Origin of the sequence: Streptomyces sp. HP-A2021, assembly GCF_022807935.1 — a bacterium.
Lineage (GTDB): Bacteria > Actinomycetota > Actinomycetes > Streptomycetales > Streptomycetaceae > Streptomyces > Streptomyces afghaniensis.
Map to the genome: position 1 here is coordinate 6587882 of NZ_CP094344.1, position 18478 is coordinate 6606359.

The 18478-nt window shown below is 71.4% G+C and carries 17 protein-coding genes and 2 tRNA genes; 16 read left to right on the top strand and 3 right to left on the bottom strand.

What is annotated here, in order from left to right; genetic code table 11:
- Positions 1–53: 53 nt before the first annotated feature.
- The 6 genes from rsfS to MQE23_RS29800 all read left to right on the top strand — a co-directional run bounded on the left by rsfS (position 54) and on the right by MQE23_RS29800 (position 2126).
- The gene (gene rsfS / locus MQE23_RS29775; RefSeq protein WP_086843922.1) at positions 54–500 is read left to right on the top strand and encodes a ribosome silencing factor; all 447 of its coding nucleotides are present in this window, start codon (positions 54–56) and stop codon (positions 498–500) included.
- Entirely contained in the window at positions 491–1165 is a 675-nt protein-coding gene (locus MQE23_RS29780; RefSeq protein ID WP_037666726.1) for a histidine phosphatase family protein, read from the top strand. The genes rsfS and MQE23_RS29780 overlap by 10 nt, the downstream gene beginning before the upstream one ends.
- Positions 1166–1240: 75 nt before the next feature.
- A tRNA-Ala gene (locus tag MQE23_RS29785) sits at positions 1241–1313 on the top strand.
- Between the two features lie 203 nt (positions 1314–1516).
- Positions 1517–1687 carry a hypothetical protein gene (locus tag MQE23_RS29790; protein ID WP_150480816.1) on the top strand — a complete coding sequence of 57 codons (171 nt, stop codon included), beginning with the start codon at positions 1517–1519 and terminating at the stop codon, positions 1685–1687.
- 3 nt (positions 1688–1690) lie between these two features.
- A complete protein-coding gene (locus MQE23_RS29795; protein ID WP_006136074.1) occupies positions 1691–1924 on the top strand; it encodes a hypothetical protein in 234 nt (77 codons plus the stop codon).
- 129 nt (positions 1925–2053) lie between these two features.
- Positions 2054–2126: transfer RNA gene (locus tag MQE23_RS29800), tRNA-Ala, on the top strand.
- A gap of 124 nt (positions 2127–2250) precedes the next feature.
- On the opposite strand, the gene MQE23_RS29805 is transcribed toward MQE23_RS29800, so the two are convergent.
- Complete coding sequence (locus tag MQE23_RS29805; RefSeq protein WP_020269540.1) at positions 2251–3867, bottom strand: NADH-quinone oxidoreductase subunit NuoF family protein; 1617 nt, start codon at positions 3865–3867, stop codon at positions 2251–2253.
- Positions 3864–5129 carry a ferric reductase-like transmembrane domain-containing protein gene (locus MQE23_RS29810; protein ID WP_243380759.1) on the bottom strand — a complete coding sequence of 422 codons (1266 nt, stop codon included), beginning with the start codon at positions 5127–5129 and terminating at the stop codon, positions 3864–3866. Before MQE23_RS29810 ends, MQE23_RS29805 begins: the two co-directional genes overlap by 4 nt.
- A gap of 467 nt (positions 5130–5596) precedes the next feature.
- Between MQE23_RS29810 and leuS the strand changes: the two genes are divergently transcribed.
- From leuS to holA, 9 genes are all read left to right on the top strand, one after another.
- Complete coding sequence (gene leuS / locus MQE23_RS29815) at positions 5597–8479, top strand: leucine--tRNA ligase (protein ID WP_020269537.1); 2883 nt, start codon at positions 5597–5599, stop codon at positions 8477–8479.
- Positions 8480–8617: 138 nt separating this feature from the next.
- Complete coding sequence (locus tag MQE23_RS29820) at positions 8618–9391, top strand: hypothetical protein (protein ID WP_243380760.1); 774 nt, start codon at positions 8618–8620, stop codon at positions 9389–9391.
- Positions 9392–9463: 72 nt separating this feature from the next.
- Complete coding sequence (locus tag MQE23_RS29825; RefSeq protein ID WP_243380761.1) at positions 9464–10309, top strand: DegV family protein; 846 nt, start codon at positions 9464–9466, stop codon at positions 10307–10309.
- 119 nt (positions 10310–10428) lie between these two features.
- Positions 10429–11490 (top strand): ComEA family DNA-binding protein, encoded by a 1062-nt coding sequence (locus tag MQE23_RS29830; RefSeq protein ID WP_243380762.1) that lies wholly within the window; start codon positions 10429–10431, stop codon positions 11488–11490.
- A gap of 104 nt (positions 11491–11594) precedes the next feature.
- Positions 11595–14162: a ComEC/Rec2 family competence protein gene (locus tag MQE23_RS29835; RefSeq protein WP_243382809.1), complete on the top strand. Its 2568-nt coding sequence runs from the start codon at positions 11595–11597 to the stop codon at positions 14160–14162.
- A 4-nt stretch (positions 14163–14166) separates the two neighbouring features.
- Positions 14167–15006 (top strand): arylamine N-acetyltransferase, encoded by an 840-nt coding sequence (locus tag MQE23_RS29840; RefSeq protein WP_243380763.1) that lies wholly within the window; start codon positions 14167–14169, stop codon positions 15004–15006.
- 244 nt (positions 15007–15250) lie between these two features.
- Entirely contained in the window at positions 15251–16132 is an 882-nt protein-coding gene (locus tag MQE23_RS29845) for a YceI family protein (protein WP_128092469.1), read from the top strand.
- Positions 16133–16170: 38 nt separating this feature from the next.
- Complete coding sequence (locus MQE23_RS29850; protein WP_082319740.1) at positions 16171–16416, top strand: hypothetical protein; 246 nt, start codon at positions 16171–16173, stop codon at positions 16414–16416.
- Between the two features lie 55 nt (positions 16417–16471).
- On the top strand, positions 16472–17461 hold the full coding sequence (gene holA / locus MQE23_RS29855) for a DNA polymerase III subunit delta (RefSeq protein WP_243380764.1): 990 nt from the start codon (positions 16472–16474) through the stop codon (positions 17459–17461).
- Positions 17462–17510: 49 nt separating this feature from the next.
- Here holA and MQE23_RS29860 read toward each other — a convergent pair whose 3' ends face one another.
- Positions 17511–17960, bottom strand: coding sequence for a VOC family protein (locus tag MQE23_RS29860; protein ID WP_020270220.1), 450 nt, complete (start codon positions 17958–17960; stop codon positions 17511–17513).
- A gap of 86 nt (positions 17961–18046) precedes the next feature.
- Between MQE23_RS29860 and MQE23_RS29865 the strand changes: the two genes are divergently transcribed.
- The gene (locus MQE23_RS29865; RefSeq protein ID WP_037667199.1) at positions 18047–18442 is read left to right on the top strand and encodes a nuclear transport factor 2 family protein; all 396 of its coding nucleotides are present in this window, start codon (positions 18047–18049) and stop codon (positions 18440–18442) included.
- Positions 18443–18478 lie beyond the last annotated feature (36 nt).

Below are 18478 nucleotides of genomic sequence, written 5' to 3' on the forward strand. Positions count from 1 at the left end.
CGGCGGTCCGTGAGACCCTTGGTGGCAAGTGACCGCCGACGGAAAGCCTTGTAGTGACCGTGACCGACCGCTCTCACGAGCTGATCAACACCGCCGCCCAGGCGGCCGCCGACAAGCTGGCACACGACATCGTCGCCTACGACGTCAGTGACGTGCTGTCCATCACGGACGCCTTCCTGCTGGCCTCCGCGCCCAACGACCGCCAGGTCAAGTCGATCGTCGACGAGATCGAGGAGCGCCTCAGCAAGGAGCTCGGCGCCAAGCCGGTGCGCCGCGAGGGCGACCGCGAGGCCCGCTGGGTGCTGCTCGACTACGTCGACATCGTCGTCCACGTCCAGCACAGCGAGGAGCGCGTCTTCTACGCCCTGGAGCGGCTGTGGAAGGACTGCCCCGAGCTGGAGCTGCCCGAGGACGCCAAGGCCACCCGCGGCAAGGCCGAGGAGCACGCCAAGCTGCGGGCGGCCGAGGAGGCGGCGGAGCTGGAAGGTGACTGGCGGTGACCTCCTTCAGTGAGGCGTCCGCCGGCAAGGGCCGGGGCCGCCGCATCATCCTCTGGCGGCACGGCCAGACCGCGTGGAACGTGGAGCGCCGCTTCCAGGGCACCACGGACGTCGAGCTCACCGAGACCGGCGTCGCCCAGGCCCGGCGCGCGGCCCGCCTGCTGGTCGCCCTGAAGCCGGACGCGATCGTCGCGTCCGACCTGAAGCGGGCCGCGAACACGGCCGCCGAACTCGCCGCGCTCACGGACCTCGACGTGACCCACGACGAGGCGCTGCGCGAGACCTACGCGGGCGCCTGGCAGGGCCTGACGCACGAGGAGATCATCGCCCGGTACGGCGCCGAGTACGCCGCGTGGAAGCGCGGCGAGCCGGTACGCCGCGGCGGCGGCGAGCTGGAGACCGAGGTCGCCGACCGCGCCGCCCCCGTGGTGCTGCGGCACGCCGAGAAGCTCCCCGAGGACGGCACGCTCGTCGTGGTCAGCCACGGCGGAACCATCCGCACCACCATCGGCCGCCTCCTCGCCCTGGACGCCCACAACTGGGAGAGCCTCGGCGGACTCTCCAACTGCTGCTGGTCCGTCCTCGGTGAAGGCGCCCGCGGCTGGCGCCTGCTGGAGCACAACGCCGGCACCCTGCCGGAACCGGTGCTCGGCGACGACGACTGACCCCGGATTTCACTTTCCGGCAGGTCGCAGGCTAAAGTTCTTCTTGTTCGCCCGGCCCGCCGGGAAGGAACATGAGGGGCTATAGCTCAGTTGGTAGAGCGCCTGCATGGCATGCAGGAGGTCAGGAGTTCAATTCTCCTTAGCTCCACGCTTCAAGATCCCGTTCCCGTCAGGGGGCGGGATTTTTCATGCTCCCTCTTGAGTCACTCGGGCCCCCTGAGGCGTATACCTCTACGGCCCCGCCGGGTTGCCGTGTCCGGACTGGTACTGAGGCGTCGCTGACCGTATTGGTCCGGTCGTGGCAGAATCAAACGGCCGGAAGGGGGCGCGGCCCGACGGGAGGGAGTAGCGATGCCTGCGAGCATCCAGGAGGTCGACCACCTCCTCGGAGCAGCATTGACAGGGGATATGTCGACCCGCCTCAGCTGCCCTTCCTGCGGATCCGCGCACGTGGCCCAGATGCTCGGCGACAACGGCGGGATCTCCTACGTGTGCACGGCCTGCGGCCACAGCTGGAGCTGATCGATGGGTGCACACAGGCGGAAATGCGACTGGTGTGGCAGCGGGACTCCGATCGTCCGTGACATGGAGCCGATCAATCCCGACTACCAGTACTGGTGCGAGGAGTGCGCACGGGCGCTGATCATAAAGGGCGACCCGATCGAGACGTACCGTGAGCTGGAGGGCGAGCCGATCTACGGCCGGCTTCTGGAGGAGCACTGCACGCTCAAGCGGTTCTATTCGTTCGTCACGGCTTAGCGCCAGCAGAGTCGGTGCAAATCCGACATAACGGGCATCTCTGTACGAGGTGAAATCGATTTGGCGTTGGGCCCGGAGGACCAGTAATGTTGGCGTCGCCGCCAGGGAAACCAGGGGGCAACACAGCAAGGGGCTATAGCTCAGTTGGTAGAGCGCCTGCATGGCATGCAGGAGGTCAGGAGTTCAATTCTCCTTAGCTCCACAGCAGATGAGAAGGCGGGCCATCCGATCGGATGGCCCGCCTTTTCGTGTGCGGTACCCGTGTGCGGTGTCCGTGTACGCCTACGGCGGGCTCCCCTGAGGGAAGCCCGCCGTACGACGTCTGCTCAGCGGCCGAGGGCGCGGCGGCCGCGGCCCTGGGACAGGACCGGGAGGTTGCGGGACGGCGCGCCGCCCTGAGCGCGCGTGTCCTCCTCGATGCGCAGGGCCAGCGCCGGGCAGCGGCGCACCGCGCGTAGAGCCTTGTCCTCGGCGTACCGCGGCACCTTCGCCTGCGCCACGGTCGGGAAGCCGTCGGCGCCGAGCTGGAACACCTCGGGGAGGATGTCCGCGCACAGGCCGTGGCCCCGGCACAGCGTCCAGTCGACGAAGATCTTCTGGCGGCTGGGGCCGTTCTCCTCGGACTCGCCGCCGCCCGGGATGCCCGTAGGGGCCCTGCCGCCCTCGAAGAGCGGCAGAACGCCCTCCACGGGCCGTCCGCAGCCGTTTCCGAGGACGTGGGCGGCCAGGTCGTCCGTGAACGCCTTGATGGTCGACTCGATGAACATCGCGGAGCCGTCCGGGTGCGAGCACGCGCCGCGCCGCTTCACGTTCTTGGCGACCTGCTTGAGGGCTTCCAGAGCGGCCGGTCCGCCGCCGTTGAGGATGTCCTCCAGGCCGCGCGCGGCGGCCGGCAGACCGAGGTAACAGGGGCCGCACTGGCCCGCGCTCTCCTCCGCCAGCCACTGGGCGACGCGCAGTGACTCGCCCAGCGGGCACGTCTCCTGAGTGATCGGCAGGATCGCGCCGGCGCCGAGCGCACCGCCCACCGCGTCAAGGGAGTTGCGCGAGACGATCGCCTCGTTGACCGTCGCCGCGTCGATCCACTTGCCGTGGTAGCCGCCGGTGAGCACGCCCTGGGGCACCGGCGGGGCGCCGGCGAGCTGGAGGACGTACCGCAGCGGCACGCCCGTGGGGACCTCGATCACCATGGGGCGGGCGACCGCACCGGAGACCGTGAGCATGACGGTGCCCGGCTCGTCGTACAGGCCGGTGTTCCCGTAGCGCTCCGGGCCGATGCGGGCGGCGATGGCCAGTTGGGCGAAGGTCTCGGCGTTGGACAGCAACGTGGGGGCGCCGCCGACGCCGTTCTGCGAGGCGCTGACCTTGCGGCCCGGCGGGATGGCCGGGCCGCCGTCGATGGAGCGGATCAGCGACGCGGCGGCACCGGTGACCATGCGGACCGGATTGCGCTGCACGCGCGCGCGGAGAGCCGATCGGCGGCCGTTGTTGAGGCCGCGTTCGGCGAGCGCGGCCTCCATGGAGCGCTGTGTGGACTCACGGGTGACCCCCACCACGAGCGTGCGGGCACCCAGGGCCTCGGCGCACAGCAGCGCGCCGTCCAGGATCAGATGGGGAGCACGGTTGATCAGGACCGTGTCCTTGCGGCAGGCCGGCTCGTCCTCGCTGCCGTTCACGACGACGACCGGCCGGACGCCGCGCTTGATCGCCGCCTCGGCGACCGAGCGCAGCTTCTTGTGGAAGGGGAAGCCCGCGCCGCCGCGGCCCTTCAGGTTGATGCGTTCGGCGAGTTGCGCGAGCTGCTCGCCGCCCATCGGCTCGAGTGGCCCATGCACCTTCAGGTGCATGGGCAGGTCGAGCCGATCGACAAGGTCGAAGCCGGACGTGAGCTGGGGAAGGCCGACTACGCGGACTTCGGGTACGTCAGGCAAAGCCTCGTTCACTTAAAGCCTCCGGAAGGCGTGTTCCAAGGTTCGCCCGATCCCGGTGCGTCGAAGTCGTAGGACGCACCGGGCAGTGTTTCAGTGGCGGGACCGCTGTTGTACGTGTCGTTCGGGTAGTACGTGTCGTAGACGGCGTTCGTCTCACCCGTGTCGTACACGTCACTCGATCCGTAGCCGGCGGCGCCTGGATTGCCATAGGCCGGGATGCTTTGTCCGGTGTCCTGGAGCGGGTCGTAGGGCGGGATGTTGAAGCCCGTGTCCTGGAGCGGGTCGTAGGCCGACGGCGGGGCCTCGCCGACCGGGGGCGGGGACGGGATCGGCCAGTTGCCCGAGGTGCTGGAGGGGCCGTCCACGGTCGGGATGGTCTGGGTGGGCTGCATGTCCAGCGGCAGTTCCGCGCGGTCGGTCGGTCCCGGCGCGAACGCCTGCTGGCCCAGGGGCGGGCTCGAGACGGCCCGGTAGGCCGCGGCGAAGCCGTTCGTGGGCTCCTGCGGCGCGGCGCGCTCCGCCTTCTCGTACCGCGGCCCCGACGAGGAGGCCATGGCCCCCACGGGCGTGTCCCGGCCCTCGTAGCCGGGCAGCGCGGAGCCGGTGCCCGCCCGGGCCCGGCTCTCCTCCAGGTCCCTGCGGCCCAGACCGTCCCCCGGCCCGATGAGCTGGGCGAACTTGTCGGCGACCTTGCGCTTGACCGGGCGCGGAGCGGCGCGCAGGGCGAGGGCTCCGGCCACGGCGACCAGGGACACGCAGTACAGGATGACGAAGATCGGCTTGGCCTGGCGGCCCGCGTAGAGGCCGTGGACCAGGGCGGCGCACCAGGCCGGGTAGGCCAGCATGTGCATGGCCCGCCAGCGGGCCGCGACCGGCGCCGGGGACGCGAAACGGTTGCGCAGCACGCCCGTGACGCCCACGAAGATCATGAGCATGCTGGCCAGGGTGCCGAGGCCGACGAGGAACGACCGGCCCATGATCTCGTCGTTGTCGCTGGCGATGAGACCGAAGGGGATGAACACCGCGACCCACGTGGTGTGGGCGAGCGCCAGCTTGACCCCGATGTGCACCAGGAGGAAGACGATCGAGGCGACCGCCGTGGTCCGGTGCACGGCCTGCGCCAGGATGCGCCTGCGCGTGTCCAGCAGGATCCGGTCCTGGGCGACCAGTCCCCAGATCACCGAGCAGGAGAGACACACGAGGGACAGCACGCCGGCGCCGAAGTTGAGGAAGTCGGCGAACGAGTCGTCCACCGTGGAGTCGTAGTTCGTCACGGCCGGCCTCCCCACATCCCGGTGACGGGGCGTAGCGAGCTGTTACTGCGATGAGGGTTCATGGGGGCAACTCCGAGCGGTTCGGGAAAGCGGTCCCGCTGCCGCACTCTAAGCGGCGCCATACCGATGGGTACGAGGTTTGAGTTATTGCGTTGTTATCAAAGGACAATGTGGCTGTTGTGATGTCCTTTAGCGGCTGTTACGCGAAGTAACTTTTGACCCTTGTTCAGCTTTTTGGGTGCCGAGGAGGCGCAGCGGAAGCGCGTCGCGGTGCGCTGGGGGCCTGCGGTACCCTAACGCCATGCGTGCCGTACGCCTTCTGCTTAGCGGGCCGCGCTGATCAGTCCCGGCCACCGGACGAGTCGAGTGGCCGGAATCGGCGCGGCGTCCCCTCCTGTGCGAGGGGATTTTTCGTTTCTCGAACCACACAGCCGCAGGCAGAGACGATCGATGGAGCTTTGAGGATCATGAGCGAGACGAACCCCGCTGCCGCCTCCGAGGTGGCAGCGCCGCACCGCTACACGGCCGCGATGGCTGCCGAGATCGAAGCACGCTGGCAGGACTTCTGGGACGCCGACGGCACCTACGGCGCGCCCAACCCGAAGGGTGACCTGGCGGGCGACCAGGGGACCGTCGCCAAGCCCAAGAAGTTCATCATGGACATGTTCCCGTACCCCTCGGGTGCGGGCCTGCACGTCGGCCACCCGCTGGGCTACATCGCCACGGACGTCTTCGCCCGCTTCCAGCGGATGACCGGCCACAACGTCCTGCACACCCTGGGCTTCGACGCCTTCGGCCTGCCCGCCGAGCAGTACGCGGTACAGACCGGCACGCACCCGCGCGCGTCCACCGAAGCCAACATGGAGAACATGAAGTCCCAGCTGCGCCGGCTGGGCCTGGGCCACGACAACCGCCGGTCGTTCGCCACGATCGACCCGGAGTACTACAAGTGGACCCAGTGGATCTTCCTGCAGATCTTCAACTCCTGGTACGACCACGAGGCGAAGAAGGCCCGTCCGATCTCGGAGCTGATCGACCAGTTCGAGTCGGGTGAGCGGCCCGTACCGGGCCACACGCGCGCGTGGAGCGAGCTGAGCGCCGCCGAGAAGGCCGACGTCCTGGGTGAGTTCCGGCTGGCCTACGCCTCCGACGCGCCGGTCAACTGGTGCCCCGGGCTGGGCACGGTGCTGGCCAACGAGGAGGTCACCGCCGACGGCCGCTCCGAGCGCGGGAACTACCCCGTCTTCAAGGCCAAGCTGCGCCAGTGGAACATGCGCATCACGGCCTACGCCGACCGGCTGCTGGATGACCTGGAGGCGCTGGACTGGCCCGAGGCCATCAAGCTGCAGCAGCGCAACTGGATCGGCCGCTCGGAGGGCGCCCGCGTCGACTTCCCCATCGACGGCGAGCGCATCACCGTCTTCACCACTCGCCCGGACACCCTGTTCGGCGCCACCTACATGGTGCTGGCGCCCGAGCACCCGCTGGTCGAGAAGTTCACCCCGGCCGCCTGGCCGGAGGGCACCCACGAGGTGTGGAAGGGCGGCCACGCGACCCCGGCCGAAGCCGTCGCCGCGTACCGCGCGCAGGCCGCGTCCAAGTCCGACGTGGAGCGGCAGGCCGAGGCCAAGGACAAGACCGGAGTCTTCATCGGCGCGTACGCGACCAACCCGGTCAACGGCGAGCAGATCCCGGTCTTCATCGCCGACTACGTGCTGATGGGCTACGGCACCGGCGCGATCATGGCGGTCCCGGCGCACGACACGCGTGACTTCGAGTTCGCACGCGCCTTCGAGCTGCCGATCGACTGCGTCGTCGAGCCGACCGACGGCCGCGGCACCGACACCTCGACGTGGGACGCCGCCTTCGTGTCGTACGACGCGAAGATCGTCAACTCCACGGGGGAGGGTGTCTCCCTGGACGGCCTGGGTGTTGTCGACGCCAAGGCGCGCATCACCGAATGGCTGGAGTCGTCCGGCGTCGGCGAGGGCACCGTCAACTTCCGGCTGCGCGACTGGCTGTTCAGCCGCCAGCGCTACTGGGGCGAGCCCTTCCCGATCGTCTACGACGAGGACGGCATCGCCCACGCGCTGCCCGAGTCGATGCTGCCGCTGGAGCTGCCCGAGGTCGAGGACTACTCGCCGCGCACCTTCGACCCCGACGACGCGGACACGCAGCCCGAGACGCCGCTGTCGCGCAACGAGGACTGGGTCAACGTCACGCTGGACCTGGGCGACGGTCCGAAGAAGTACCGGCGTGAGACCAACACCATGCCCAACTGGGCCGGTTCCTGCTGGTACGAGCTGCGCTACCTGGACCCGCACAACAGCGAGCAGCTGGTCGACCCGGAGATCGAGCGGTACTGGATGGGCCCGCGCGAGGGGCAGCCGCACGGCGGTGTCGACCTGTACGTCGGCGGCGCCGAGCACGCGGTGCTGCACCTGCTGTACGCCCGCTTCTGGTCCAAGGTGCTGTACGACCTGGGGCACGTCTCCTCGGCCGAGCCGTTCCACAAGCTGTTCAACCAGGGCATGATCCAGGCCTACGTCTACCGCGACAGCCGTGGCATCGCGGTCCCGGCCGCCGAGGTGGAGGAGCGCGACGGCGCCTACTACTACCAGGGCGAGAAGGTCTCCCGGCTGCTGGGCAAGATGGGCAAGTCCCTGAAGAACGCGGTCACTCCGGACGAGATCTGCGCCGAGTACGGCGCCGACACGCTGCGGCTGTACGAGATGGCGATGGGCCCGCTGGACGTCTCCCGGCCCTGGGACACGCGCGCGGTGGTGGGCCAGTTCCGGCTGCTGCAGCGGCTGTGGCGGAACATCGTCGACGAGGCGACCGGCGAGGTGACCGTGGTCGACGTCGAGGACGCCGACATCGACGTGGAGACGCTGCGCGCCCTGCACAAGGCGATCGACGGGGTGCGCGGGGACCTGGAGGGCATGCGGTTCAACACCGCCATCGCCAAGGTCACCGAGCTGAACAACCACCTGACCAAGGCGGGCGGCGCCGTGCCGCGGTCCGTCGCGGAGCCGCTGGTGCTGATGGTGGCGCCGCTGGCCCCGCACATCGCCGAGGAGCTGTGGCGCAGGCTGGGGCACGAGGACTCGGTGGTGCACCAGGACTTCCCGGTGGCCGACCGGGCGTACGTGGTCGACGAGACCGTGACCTGCGTCGTGCAGATCAAGGGCAAGGTCAAGGCGCGGCTGGAGGTCTCGCCGTCGATCTCCGAGGACGAGCTGGAGAAGGTCGCCCTGGCGGACGAGAAGGTCGCCGCCGCGCTGGACGGGGCCGGGATCCGGAAGGTGATCGTGCGGGCTCCGAAGCTGGTGAACATCGTTCCGGCGTAGCCGCCGGGCACTGCGGACCGCTCTCGGGGTGGTCCCCTACGGGCAGGTTCGGGGTTTTTCTGGAACTCCGGGCCTGCCTGTTGCGTTTACCGTTGAAGAGCGACGTGAGGTGCGCGGCGAGGTCCTGAGGAGGAGCCGGTGGAAGCAGTGATCGCAGTGTTCGCCCTGCTTTTCGTCCTCTTTCTGGGGCTCGGCGTGTACGCCACGGTCAAGGTGGTCGGCGCCGCCAAGCGCGGCGTGGACCGCGGCATCACACAGGCGCGCCGCACGGTCGAGGACCACACCCTGCGGGCCAAGTCCTTCGCCCAGCCGGGCGCCGCGGGGGAACTCGCCCAACTCCGGCTGAAACTACGCACGTCGATGCGCGCCACCCAGGACGCGCTGCACGCGGCCGTCGCCGAGGACGAGTCCCTGAAGGAGTCCATCGGCCTCTTCGAACGGCTCAGTGCGCACGGGCAGGAGCTGGACGACGAGCTGAAACGCCTGGAGGCCGAGCCCGACCGCACCGCGCTCACCGAGCGGCTGCCCGGGCTGCGCGAGCGCACCGAACGCGTCACACAGTCGGCTGACGCCCTGCGCTGGGCGGCCCGCGACCGCGCCCGCCGCTTCGCGGAGGACGACCTGGACACGCTCAGCGCCCAGATCCACATGGAGGCCGGGGCGCTGCGGCACTGGACGACGGAACCGGAGCCGGAGCCCCGGCCCGCCGCCTCGCCGAAGCCGGAGCCCCGGGCCGCCTCCACGCCATGGCCCGAGGCGCCCGCCGCCGATCCCGCCGCGGCCGGGCAGACCTGGCCGGAGACCCCGCAGTCGAGCCCGGCGCCCGAGCCGGCACGGCCCGCCATCAGCCCGTCGGGACCGCGCCCGACCTACCCCTGGCAGAAGAAGCCCCGCCCCGAGAGCACCACTTGATCCGGCCACTCGCGTCACACGGCACGGGGGCCGGGCTGCCGCACGGGCGCTACGGCAGGTAACCTCCAGCTCATGTCCCGCCATGTCGCGATCGTCACCGATTCAACGGCCTACCTGCCGGCCCGGACGATGGAGCGCCACGGCATCACAGCGGTACCTCTCACCGTCGTCCTCGGCGACCGGGCCCTGGAGGAGGGCACCGAGATCTCGACCCGCGCCCTCGCCCAGGCTTTGCAGAAGCGGCGCCCGGTGACGACCTCGCGGCCCAGCCCCGCCCTCTTCGAGGAGACGTACCGCAAGGTCGCCGAGTCCGGCGCCACCGGCATCGTCTCCCTCCATCTCTCCGCCGAGCTCTCCGGTACGTACGACGCGGCCGTCGTCGCCGCGCGGCAGGCGGAGGTGCCCGTGCAGGTGGTGGACACCGGCATGATCGCGATGGCGCTCGGCTTCTGCGCGCTCTCCGCGGCGGAGGCCGCGGAGTCGGGCGGCACGATGGACGAGGCCGTCACGGCCGCGGAGAAGCGGGCCGCGGGCACGTCCGCCTACTTCTACGTCGACACCCTCGACTACCTGCGCCGCGGCGGCCGTATCGGTGCCGCGCAGGCCTTGCTGGGCTCGGCCCTCGCGGTGAAGCCGCTGCTGCAACTGGCCGACGGCCGCATCGAACCGCTGGAGAAGGTGCGGACCGCCTCGAAGGCGATCGCCCGCCTGGAGGAGATCGCGGCCGAGCGCGCGGGCAGCGCCCAGGTGGACATCGCCGTCCACCATCTCGCCGCCCCGGACCGGGCGTCGGCCCTCGCCGACCGGTTGCGGGCAAGGGTGCCCGGGCTCGCCGATCTGCATGTCAGCGAGGTCGGAGCGGTGATCGGGGCGCACACGGGGCCCGGGTTGCTGGGGGTCGTGGTTTCGCCGCAGTGAACGGTCACGGCGGGCCCTGATCACCCGTGCGGGTGGCTGGGTTATCCACAAGTCGGCCGTTCTCCCCGAGATTTGACCAAGATCATCGCGAGGGTGCCGATGTGGCCGATCCTCGTCGCATGGCACTTCGATCACGTTCACGCACAGCGACTGCGACCAGCGGGCCGGGCCGTGGACCGGCGTCCGACGGCCGCGTCCGTCACCGCCGTCACCGACCTGTCGCACGCGGCCGGGCACGGCATCGCCATGCCTCGGCGGAGGAACTCCGCCGGCGCGCGGAGGTGCTGTTCGGCGACCATGCCGAACGAGGCGGGGAGCGGCGGGAGTCGGGGCATGGCCCGCCCGAGCCCGAGGAGAGGGTTGCTCCCGCCGGGGCGGGCAGCGGCAGCGGGGACGGCCGTCCTGGGGAAGGGGCCTGGCCGGCGCGGGCCGGTCTCGCGGTGCGGGAGCGCCTGCCTGTGTGGTTGCAGGCGAGGTGTGGCCTGGAGCGGCGGAGCGTGCTCGCGTTGACGGTGGTGCTCGTCGTCGCCGCGGCGTTCGCCGTGCAGCACTTCTGGGCCGGCCGAACCCAGTCCGTGCGGCCGCCGGAGGTGGTGCGAGCGGCGGCACCCCACGGGGCGCGGGGACACGGTGGACAGGCCGATCCGGAACGAGGAGCGGGTGCGCTCGCGGGGGCGGCGAAGTCGACAGGTGCGGCGGGTGCGGCAGGGGCGGCCGAGATCGTCGTGGACGTCGGCGGCAAGGTCCGTGAACCCGGGATCCACCGGCTGCCGGCCGGTTCGCGTGTCGCGGACGCGCTGCGCGCGGCGGGCGGGGTGAAGCCCGGCACGAAGACCGACGGTCTCAACCACGCCCGGTTCCTCGTGGACGGCGAGCAGGTGATCGTCGGGGGACCGGCTCCCGCTGCGGGGGCGGGGGTGGGGACCGGTGCGGGTGGTCCTGCCGCCGGAGGCACGGGTGGTGCGGCGGCGGGCGGCATGATGCCGGGGGCTCCCGTCTCGCTCAACACGGCCACCGCCGACCAGCTCGACACCTTGCCGGGTGTCGGCCCGGTGCTGGCGCAGCACATCATCGACTACCGCACGCAGCACGGCGGCTTCCGTTCCGTGGACGAGTTGCGCGAGGTGAACGGTATCGGCGACCGCCGCTTCGCCGATTTGCGGAATCTCGTACGGCCATGAGGAGCGGCCGTGACGTGCCGACGGGACGGGACGAGGCGGCGCCTGAGGCCTTCACCGCCGGGTCGCCCCCTCCCAGCGGCTCCGCCTCTCCCGCCCGTTCGTCCGTGCACGCCTCCTCCGGGAAGCGGCTGGGCAGCGCCCGTCCGCGGCAGGAAGGCCCCACAGACCTGCGGCTCGTCCCACCCGCCCTCGCGGCCTGGGGCACGGCGGCGCTGGTGCTGGACGCGTCGCCGGGGTGGGTCCTCGGCCTCGTGGCCGGCTGTCTGGCCGCCCTCGGACTGCTGCCGCTCGCCCGGCGGGCGGGATGGGCCTCCTGGCCGCGAGCGTCGGCCGCAGCCGTGTTGCTGTGCGTGGCCGCGGCTGCCGTCTCGGCCGGGCTGCACGGGGCGGATCTGCACCGGGGACCTGTGCCCGGCCTGGCGCGGGAGTACGCGACGGTGACTGCCGAGGTGGAGCTGACCTCCGATCCCCGGCTCACCCGGCCGAAGGTCCGGGGAGATCACGTCGCTCCGACCGCCGTGCTGATCGATGCCGATGTGCGGCGCGTCCAGGAGGCGGGCGGCGCGACGGTGAGGACGCGGACGCCGGTGCTGATGATCGTCGACTTGGGGTCGGCCGACCGGACGGCAGGTGGGCGGCCAGTCGCCGATGGGCCGGTGCGGTCGCCGTGGCTGGGGCTGCTGCCCTCGACGCGGCTGCGGGTCAGCGCACGGCTGGCGCCCGCGATGACGGGCGGTGACCGGGTCGCGGCGGTGCTGCGGATACGGGGCCGGGCCGAACCGGAGGTGGTCGGGGAACCCTCGGCTGCTCAGCGGCTCGCCGGGCGGTTGCGGGCCGGGCTGCGGGAGGCGACCGACGGGCTGCCGGCGGATGCCCGGACGCTGTTGCCCGGGCTGGTCGTGGGGGACACCTCGCGGATCACCCTGGAGCTGGAGGAGGCCTTCAAGGAGACCGACCTCACCCACACGTTGGCCGTGTCCGGGGCCAACTTCACGATCCTGCTCGCCCTGCTGCTCGGGCCACCGGGCCTGGCACAGCGCGCCGAGCGGCGGGGGCTCGCGCCTCGCCTCGGTGTCTCCCTGCGGGCGACCGCCGTGCTCGGGGGCGGGCTCTCACTCGGGTTCGTCGTCGTGTGCAGACCCGATCCGAGCGTGCTGCGGGCCGCGGCCTGCGGAGCCGTCGCGCTGCTCGCCCTAGCGACCGGCCGCCGCAGGTCCCTCATCCCGGCGCTGGCGACGGCGGTCCTGCTGCTGGTGCTGTACGACCCGTGGCTGGCGCGGAGTTACGGGTTCCTGCTCTCCGTCGTGGCCACCGGCGCCCTGCTCACGCTCGCGCCGCGCTGGAGCGCCGGGCTGCGGCGGCGCGGGGTGCCGCCGCGGTTGGCCGAGGCGCTGGCCGCCGCTGCCGCCGCGCAGGCCCTGTGCGCGCCCGTCGTCGCAGTGCTGTCGGCGCGCGTGAGCCTGGTGGCGGTGCCGTGCAACCTGATCGCGGAGTTCGCGATCGCGCCGGCCACCGTGCTCGGCTTCGCCGCACTGGCCACGGCACCGATGGTGATGCCCGTGGCCAAGGTCTTCGCGTGGGTCGCGCATTGGCCCGCCGAGTGGATCGCGGAGGTCGCCCGTACCGGGGCCGCCTTGCCGGGAGCGGGAGTCGACTGGCCGGGCAGTTGGACGGGGGCGGCGCTGCTCGCGGCCGTGACGCTGGTCGTGCTGATCCTGGGGCGGCGGCTGCTCGGGCATCCCTGGTGGTGCGGGGTCTGCGGCCTCGTGCTGGTGCTGGTGATGGTGCAGCCGCCGCCGCTGACCCGGGTGGTCACGGGCTGGCCGCCGCCCGGCTGGCGGCTGGTGATGTGCGACGTGGGGCAGGGCGACGCCCTGGTGCTCGCGGCGGGCGAGGGCGCAGGTGTCGTGGTGGACGCGGGACCCGATCCGCAGCTCGTCGACCACTGCCTGCGCTCACTCGGCATCACCAGGATTCCGCTGATCGTGCTCACCCACTTCCACGCCGATCATGTGGCTGGCCTGCCCGGTGTGCTGCGCGGACGGGCGGTGGGCGCGATCGAGACCACCGGCTTCGAAGAGCCCGCGGACCAGGCCGCGTTCGTCCGCAGACAGGCGGCGGCCCGGCGGGTCCCCGTGACGCGGGCTGCCGCCGGGGAGCAGCGCCGCACGGGGGAGCTGTCCTGGCAGGTGGTGTGGCCGCCCCCGAGCCCGTCCTCGAGCCCTCCATCGGGCCCACCCCCGGCCCTTCCACCGGGCCCGCATCCGCAGGTGCTCCCGGCCGACCCGGCCCACCCGGCGCCGGAGGGGCCGAACGACGCCAGTGTCGCCATGCTGGTCCGCTCGGCCGGACTGCGCCTGCTGCTCCTCGGCGACCTCGAACCTCCGGCCCAGCGGGCGCTGGCGAGATCACCGGCGGCCGAGGCCCTGGAGAACGTGGACGTGCTGAAGGTCGCCCATCACGGATCGGCGTATCAGGACCCCGGCCTGACAGGCCGGGCCGCCCCGCGGCTGGCCCTGATCAGTTGCGGTGCCGTCAACAGCTACGGACATCCGGCGCCCGGCACGGTCGCGGCGCTGCGCGCCGGGGGTGCGGCGGTGCTGCGGACGGACCGGGACGGCGCACTTGCGGTCGTAGGAGAGGGCGGGGAGCTGAGGGTGGCGCGAGACTGAGGGCATGAACTCAGCACAGGTTGATGCCTATCTCCGCCGCCTGGGAGTCGAGCACCCGGCGTGGCCCACCGTCGACGTGCTCCGCGAACTGCACCTGCGCCATCTGAGGGCCGTGCCGTTCGAGAACCTGTCGATCCATCTCGGCGAGGAGATCGTGCTGGAGGAGAAGCGGCTGCTGGACAAGGTGGTGGGCGCCCGGCGCGGCGGGTTCTGTTACGAACTGAACGGCGCCTTCGGGGCGTTGCTCGCCGCGCTGGGGTACGACGTGGAGCTGCTCGCGGGGCGGGTGTACGGGGACGGGGAGCGGCTCGGGATCCCGTACGACCATCTCGCGCTGCGGGTGCGGACGGTGGACGGGGGCGACTGGCTGGCCGATGTCGGGTTCGGGGCGCACAGCCATCTGCCGCTGGCGTTCGGGGAGAGGGGAGAGCAGGAGGATCCCGGGGGCACGTTCCGGATCGTCGAGGCGCAGCCGGACGCGGCCGGGGTGCGCGGTGGGCACGACACGGTGGAGGCGGCGGACCTGGACGTGATCCGCGACGGCAGACCGCAGTACCGCCTGGAGGTACGGCCGCGGGTGCTCGGGGACTTCGTGGCCGGGGTGTGGTGGCACAGCACGTCGCCGGTGTCGCACTTCACGCGGTCGCTGGTCTGTTCGCGGGTCACGGAGGACGGAGGGAGGATCACGCTCAGCGGCCGCAGGCTCACGGTGACCGGAGCCGACGGCACCCGGGAGGAGCGGGAGCTGGGGACGGACGAGGAGGTGCTCGGGGTGTACCGGGAGCGGTTCGGCATCGAGCTCGGATCGGTTCCGACGGTTCGGGGCACCGGCCAGGACGGCTGATCGGGGCCGGATGAGGGGCAGGGCGAGCGAGAGCAGATGAGGGGGAGGGGGAGCGAGAGCAGACGAGTCAGAGGGGGCAGACACCCCACTTGGCCCACATGGGGCTACTCATGCGTAGTCCCAGCACAAGCGCTGGATTCCCGTGATGTGGTCCCGTGTTGCCTCGAAAGCCCCATCGGTGGTCGAATGCCTCCTCGGTGAACAGTGATCAAACAGCTGACTTCGAGTCGCACGAGGTGTCCAGATGATCGGCCGCTGGCTGGGAAGCCGAACCAACCGGGTGCAACGTACGAGCCCCTTGGCGGCGGTGCCGACGCCGCCGAGTGCCGGGGTGCTGGCCTGCCGGGTGCTCGACCCCGTCAACGAACCGGTCAGACATGCCGAGTTCGCGGTCACCGACGCCATGGGGCGTCCGGTGGTCAGCGGGGGAGCGGATCCGTTCGGGTCGTTCGTGACGACGGTCCCCGCGGGGGAGTACCGGCTCGCGGTGTCCGCGGAGGGGTACGCGCCGTACCGGGCGACCACGCAGGTCGCCGAGGACTCGCTCGCCTCGCTCGGTGACGTGACGCTCCAGGTGGCCCGGCCGCCGGAGCTGCCCGCGCCCGGCGACTGGGAGATCGAGTCGGCGCACTCCTCGATCGGCTTCACCGCGCGGCACATCGGCATGGCCCGCATCCACGGACAGTTCAAGTCCTTCGCGGGCGTCATACGGATCACCGAGCCGCTGGAGCGGTCGGCGATGCACGTGGTGATCGACGCGGCGTCCATCGACACCAACATGAAGATGCGCGACGACCATCTGCGGTCGGCGGACTTCCTGGACGTCGCCAAGTTCCCGACGCTCGAGTTCTACAGCGATCGGTTCGTGCACAAGGGCGGGAACCGGTGGGCCGTGACGGGGGCGCTGTCGCTGCACGGCGTGACGCGCACGGTCACGCTGGACACGGAGTACCTGGGGCTGGGCAACGGCATGGAGGGCGAGGTGCGCGCTGCCTGCCGGGCCACGACCGAACTGCACCGGGACGACTTCACGGTGAGCTGGCAGACGATGCTGGCCCGCGGCATCGCGGTGGTGGGACCGAGCATCAAGGTCGACCTCGACGTGCAGGTCGTCCGCAAGGCCTGAGCGGCCGGGCCGGGAGCCGGTGTCGGACAATGGCCGGCGTGAGTGATGTGCGACATGTGCTGGTGCTGCCCGACCGTGATGCCGCGGAAGAGGTGGTGGAGGCCCTGCGGGAGCGGTTCGCGGTCGCCGAGGAGCCGCAGCTGGTGCGGGACGCGCTGGCCGGCGAGGACGATGCCGAGGACGCGCAGTGGCTGGTCGTCCTGAGGGACGAGGAAGAGCGGCTGGATCCCGGGGAGCTGGACCGGTTCGCCGGTGAGTGGGAGGGCTGGCGGGAGGAACCGTAGGCCCGGTCGAGAACCGTAGGCCTGGTTGTCAGTGCCGCGTGGGATGCTTGTCGCGATGGCCAGGAAGACTGCGAATGACGATCCTCTCGCCCCCGTGACGCTCGCCGTGGGCCAGGAGGAGCTGCTGCTCGACCGTGCCGTGCAGGAGGTGGTGGCCGCCGCGAAGGCCGCCGACGCCGACACGGACGTACGGGACCTGACCCCCGACCAGGTGCAGCCCGGCACGCTCGCCGAGCTGACGAGCCCGTCGCTCTTCGCGGAGCGCAAGGTCGTCGTCGTACGCAACGCGCAGGACCTGTCGGCCGACACGATCAAGGACGTGAAGGCCTATCTCGGGGCGCCCGCCGAGGAGATCACCCTGGTGCTGCTGCACGCCGGCGGGGCCAAGGGGAAGGGGCTGCTCGACGCGGCGCGCAAGGCGGGGGCGCGCGAGGTGGCCTGTCCGAAGATGACGAAGCCGGCGGACCGGCTGGCGTTCGTGCGGGGCGAGTTCCGGGCGGTGGGCAGGTCCGCCACGCCGGAGGCGTGCCAGGCGCTCGTCGACTCGATCGGGAGCGATCTGCGGGAGCTCGCGTCGGCAGTTTCGCAGCTGGTCGCGGACGTCGAGGGGACGATCGACGAGGCGATCGTCGGGCGGTACTACACGGGCCGGGCCGAGGCGTCGAGCTTCACGGTCGCCGACCGGGCGGTCGAGGGGCGGGCGGCGGAGGCGCTGGAGGCGTTGCGCTGGTCGCTGGCGACCGGGGTGGCACCGGTGCTGATCACGAGCGCGCTGGCGCAGGGCGTCCGGGCGATCGGGAAGCTGTCGTCGGCGCGTGGCGGACGGCCGGCCGATCTCGCGCGCGAGCTGGGCATGCCGCCGTGGAAGATCGACCGGGTGCGGCAGCAGATGCGGGGCTGGACTCCGGACGGGGTGGCCGTGGCGCTGCGGGCGGTGGCAGAGGCGGACGCGGGCGTGAAGGGCGGCGGGGACGATCCCGAGTACGCCCTGGAGAAGGCGGTGGTCACGATCGCGCGGGCGGCCCGCTCCAGGGGACGGGGATAGGCATCCGCCGACCGAGCTGCCCTGCAAAGGCGTGTCCGCACAGGGTGTCTCAGTAGACCGGCTCCCCGATCCCCAGCAGGTTCCCCTCGCTGTCGTGGAACCAGGCGCCGCGTTCGCCCCGGGCGCCCTTGCTCGGGTAGTTCCCCTCGATCTCGGCGATCCCGCCCTCCGTGCGGAAGCCGGGCACGTCGACCTCCTCGAAGACCACGCCGCGCCGCTTGAGCTCCGCCACGGCGGCCTCGATGTCGCCCACCTCCAGCGCCATCTGGGTGAAGGTGCCGGGCGAGGCCCCCGTCGACCGGAACAGCACGAAATCCGCGCCGCCGCAGCGGTACAGCAGCCCGCCGGGCCGTTCGTCGACCGGCTCAAGACCGAGTTTCTCGGAGTAGAAGCGCCGCGCCCGGTCCAGATCCCGGGCGGGCAGCCTGGTCGCCACACGGGCCCCGGCCAGCACGTCCCTGTCGTCCGCCCTGCTGTCTGCCCTGTCGTCCGCGTCCATGTCTCCACTGTGCCGCGAGTGCCGCCCGGAGGGAGAATCGGGAGTGTCAGCCGTACTCGCCAAGCGACGGAGAGGTGGCGAAGGCCATGGCTGAACACCCGCACGCAGCGCTGGTCCGCAAGGGATTCGAGGCCTTCTCGCGCGGTGACATGGACACCCTGCGCGGGCTGATCGCCGGGGACGCCACACACCACGTGCCCGGCGATCACCCGTTGTCGGGCGACTTCAAGGGCGTGGACTCGATCATCGAGATGTACGAGCGGCTCGGCGCGGAGACCAACGGGACGATGCGAGCCGAACTGATCGGCGTCGCTGTCGACGGCCGCGGCCACGCGGTCGGCATGACCCGCTTCACGGCCGAACGCAACGGCAAGCGCCTGGACGACACCGGCTGCATCGTCTTCCGGATCGTCGGAGACAAGGTCACCGACCTCGACGAGTGTGTCGAGGACATCGACAAGAACAACGAGTTCTGGTCCTGAACAGGCCGAAGGCCGGGTGCCTTCCCATGGGGAACA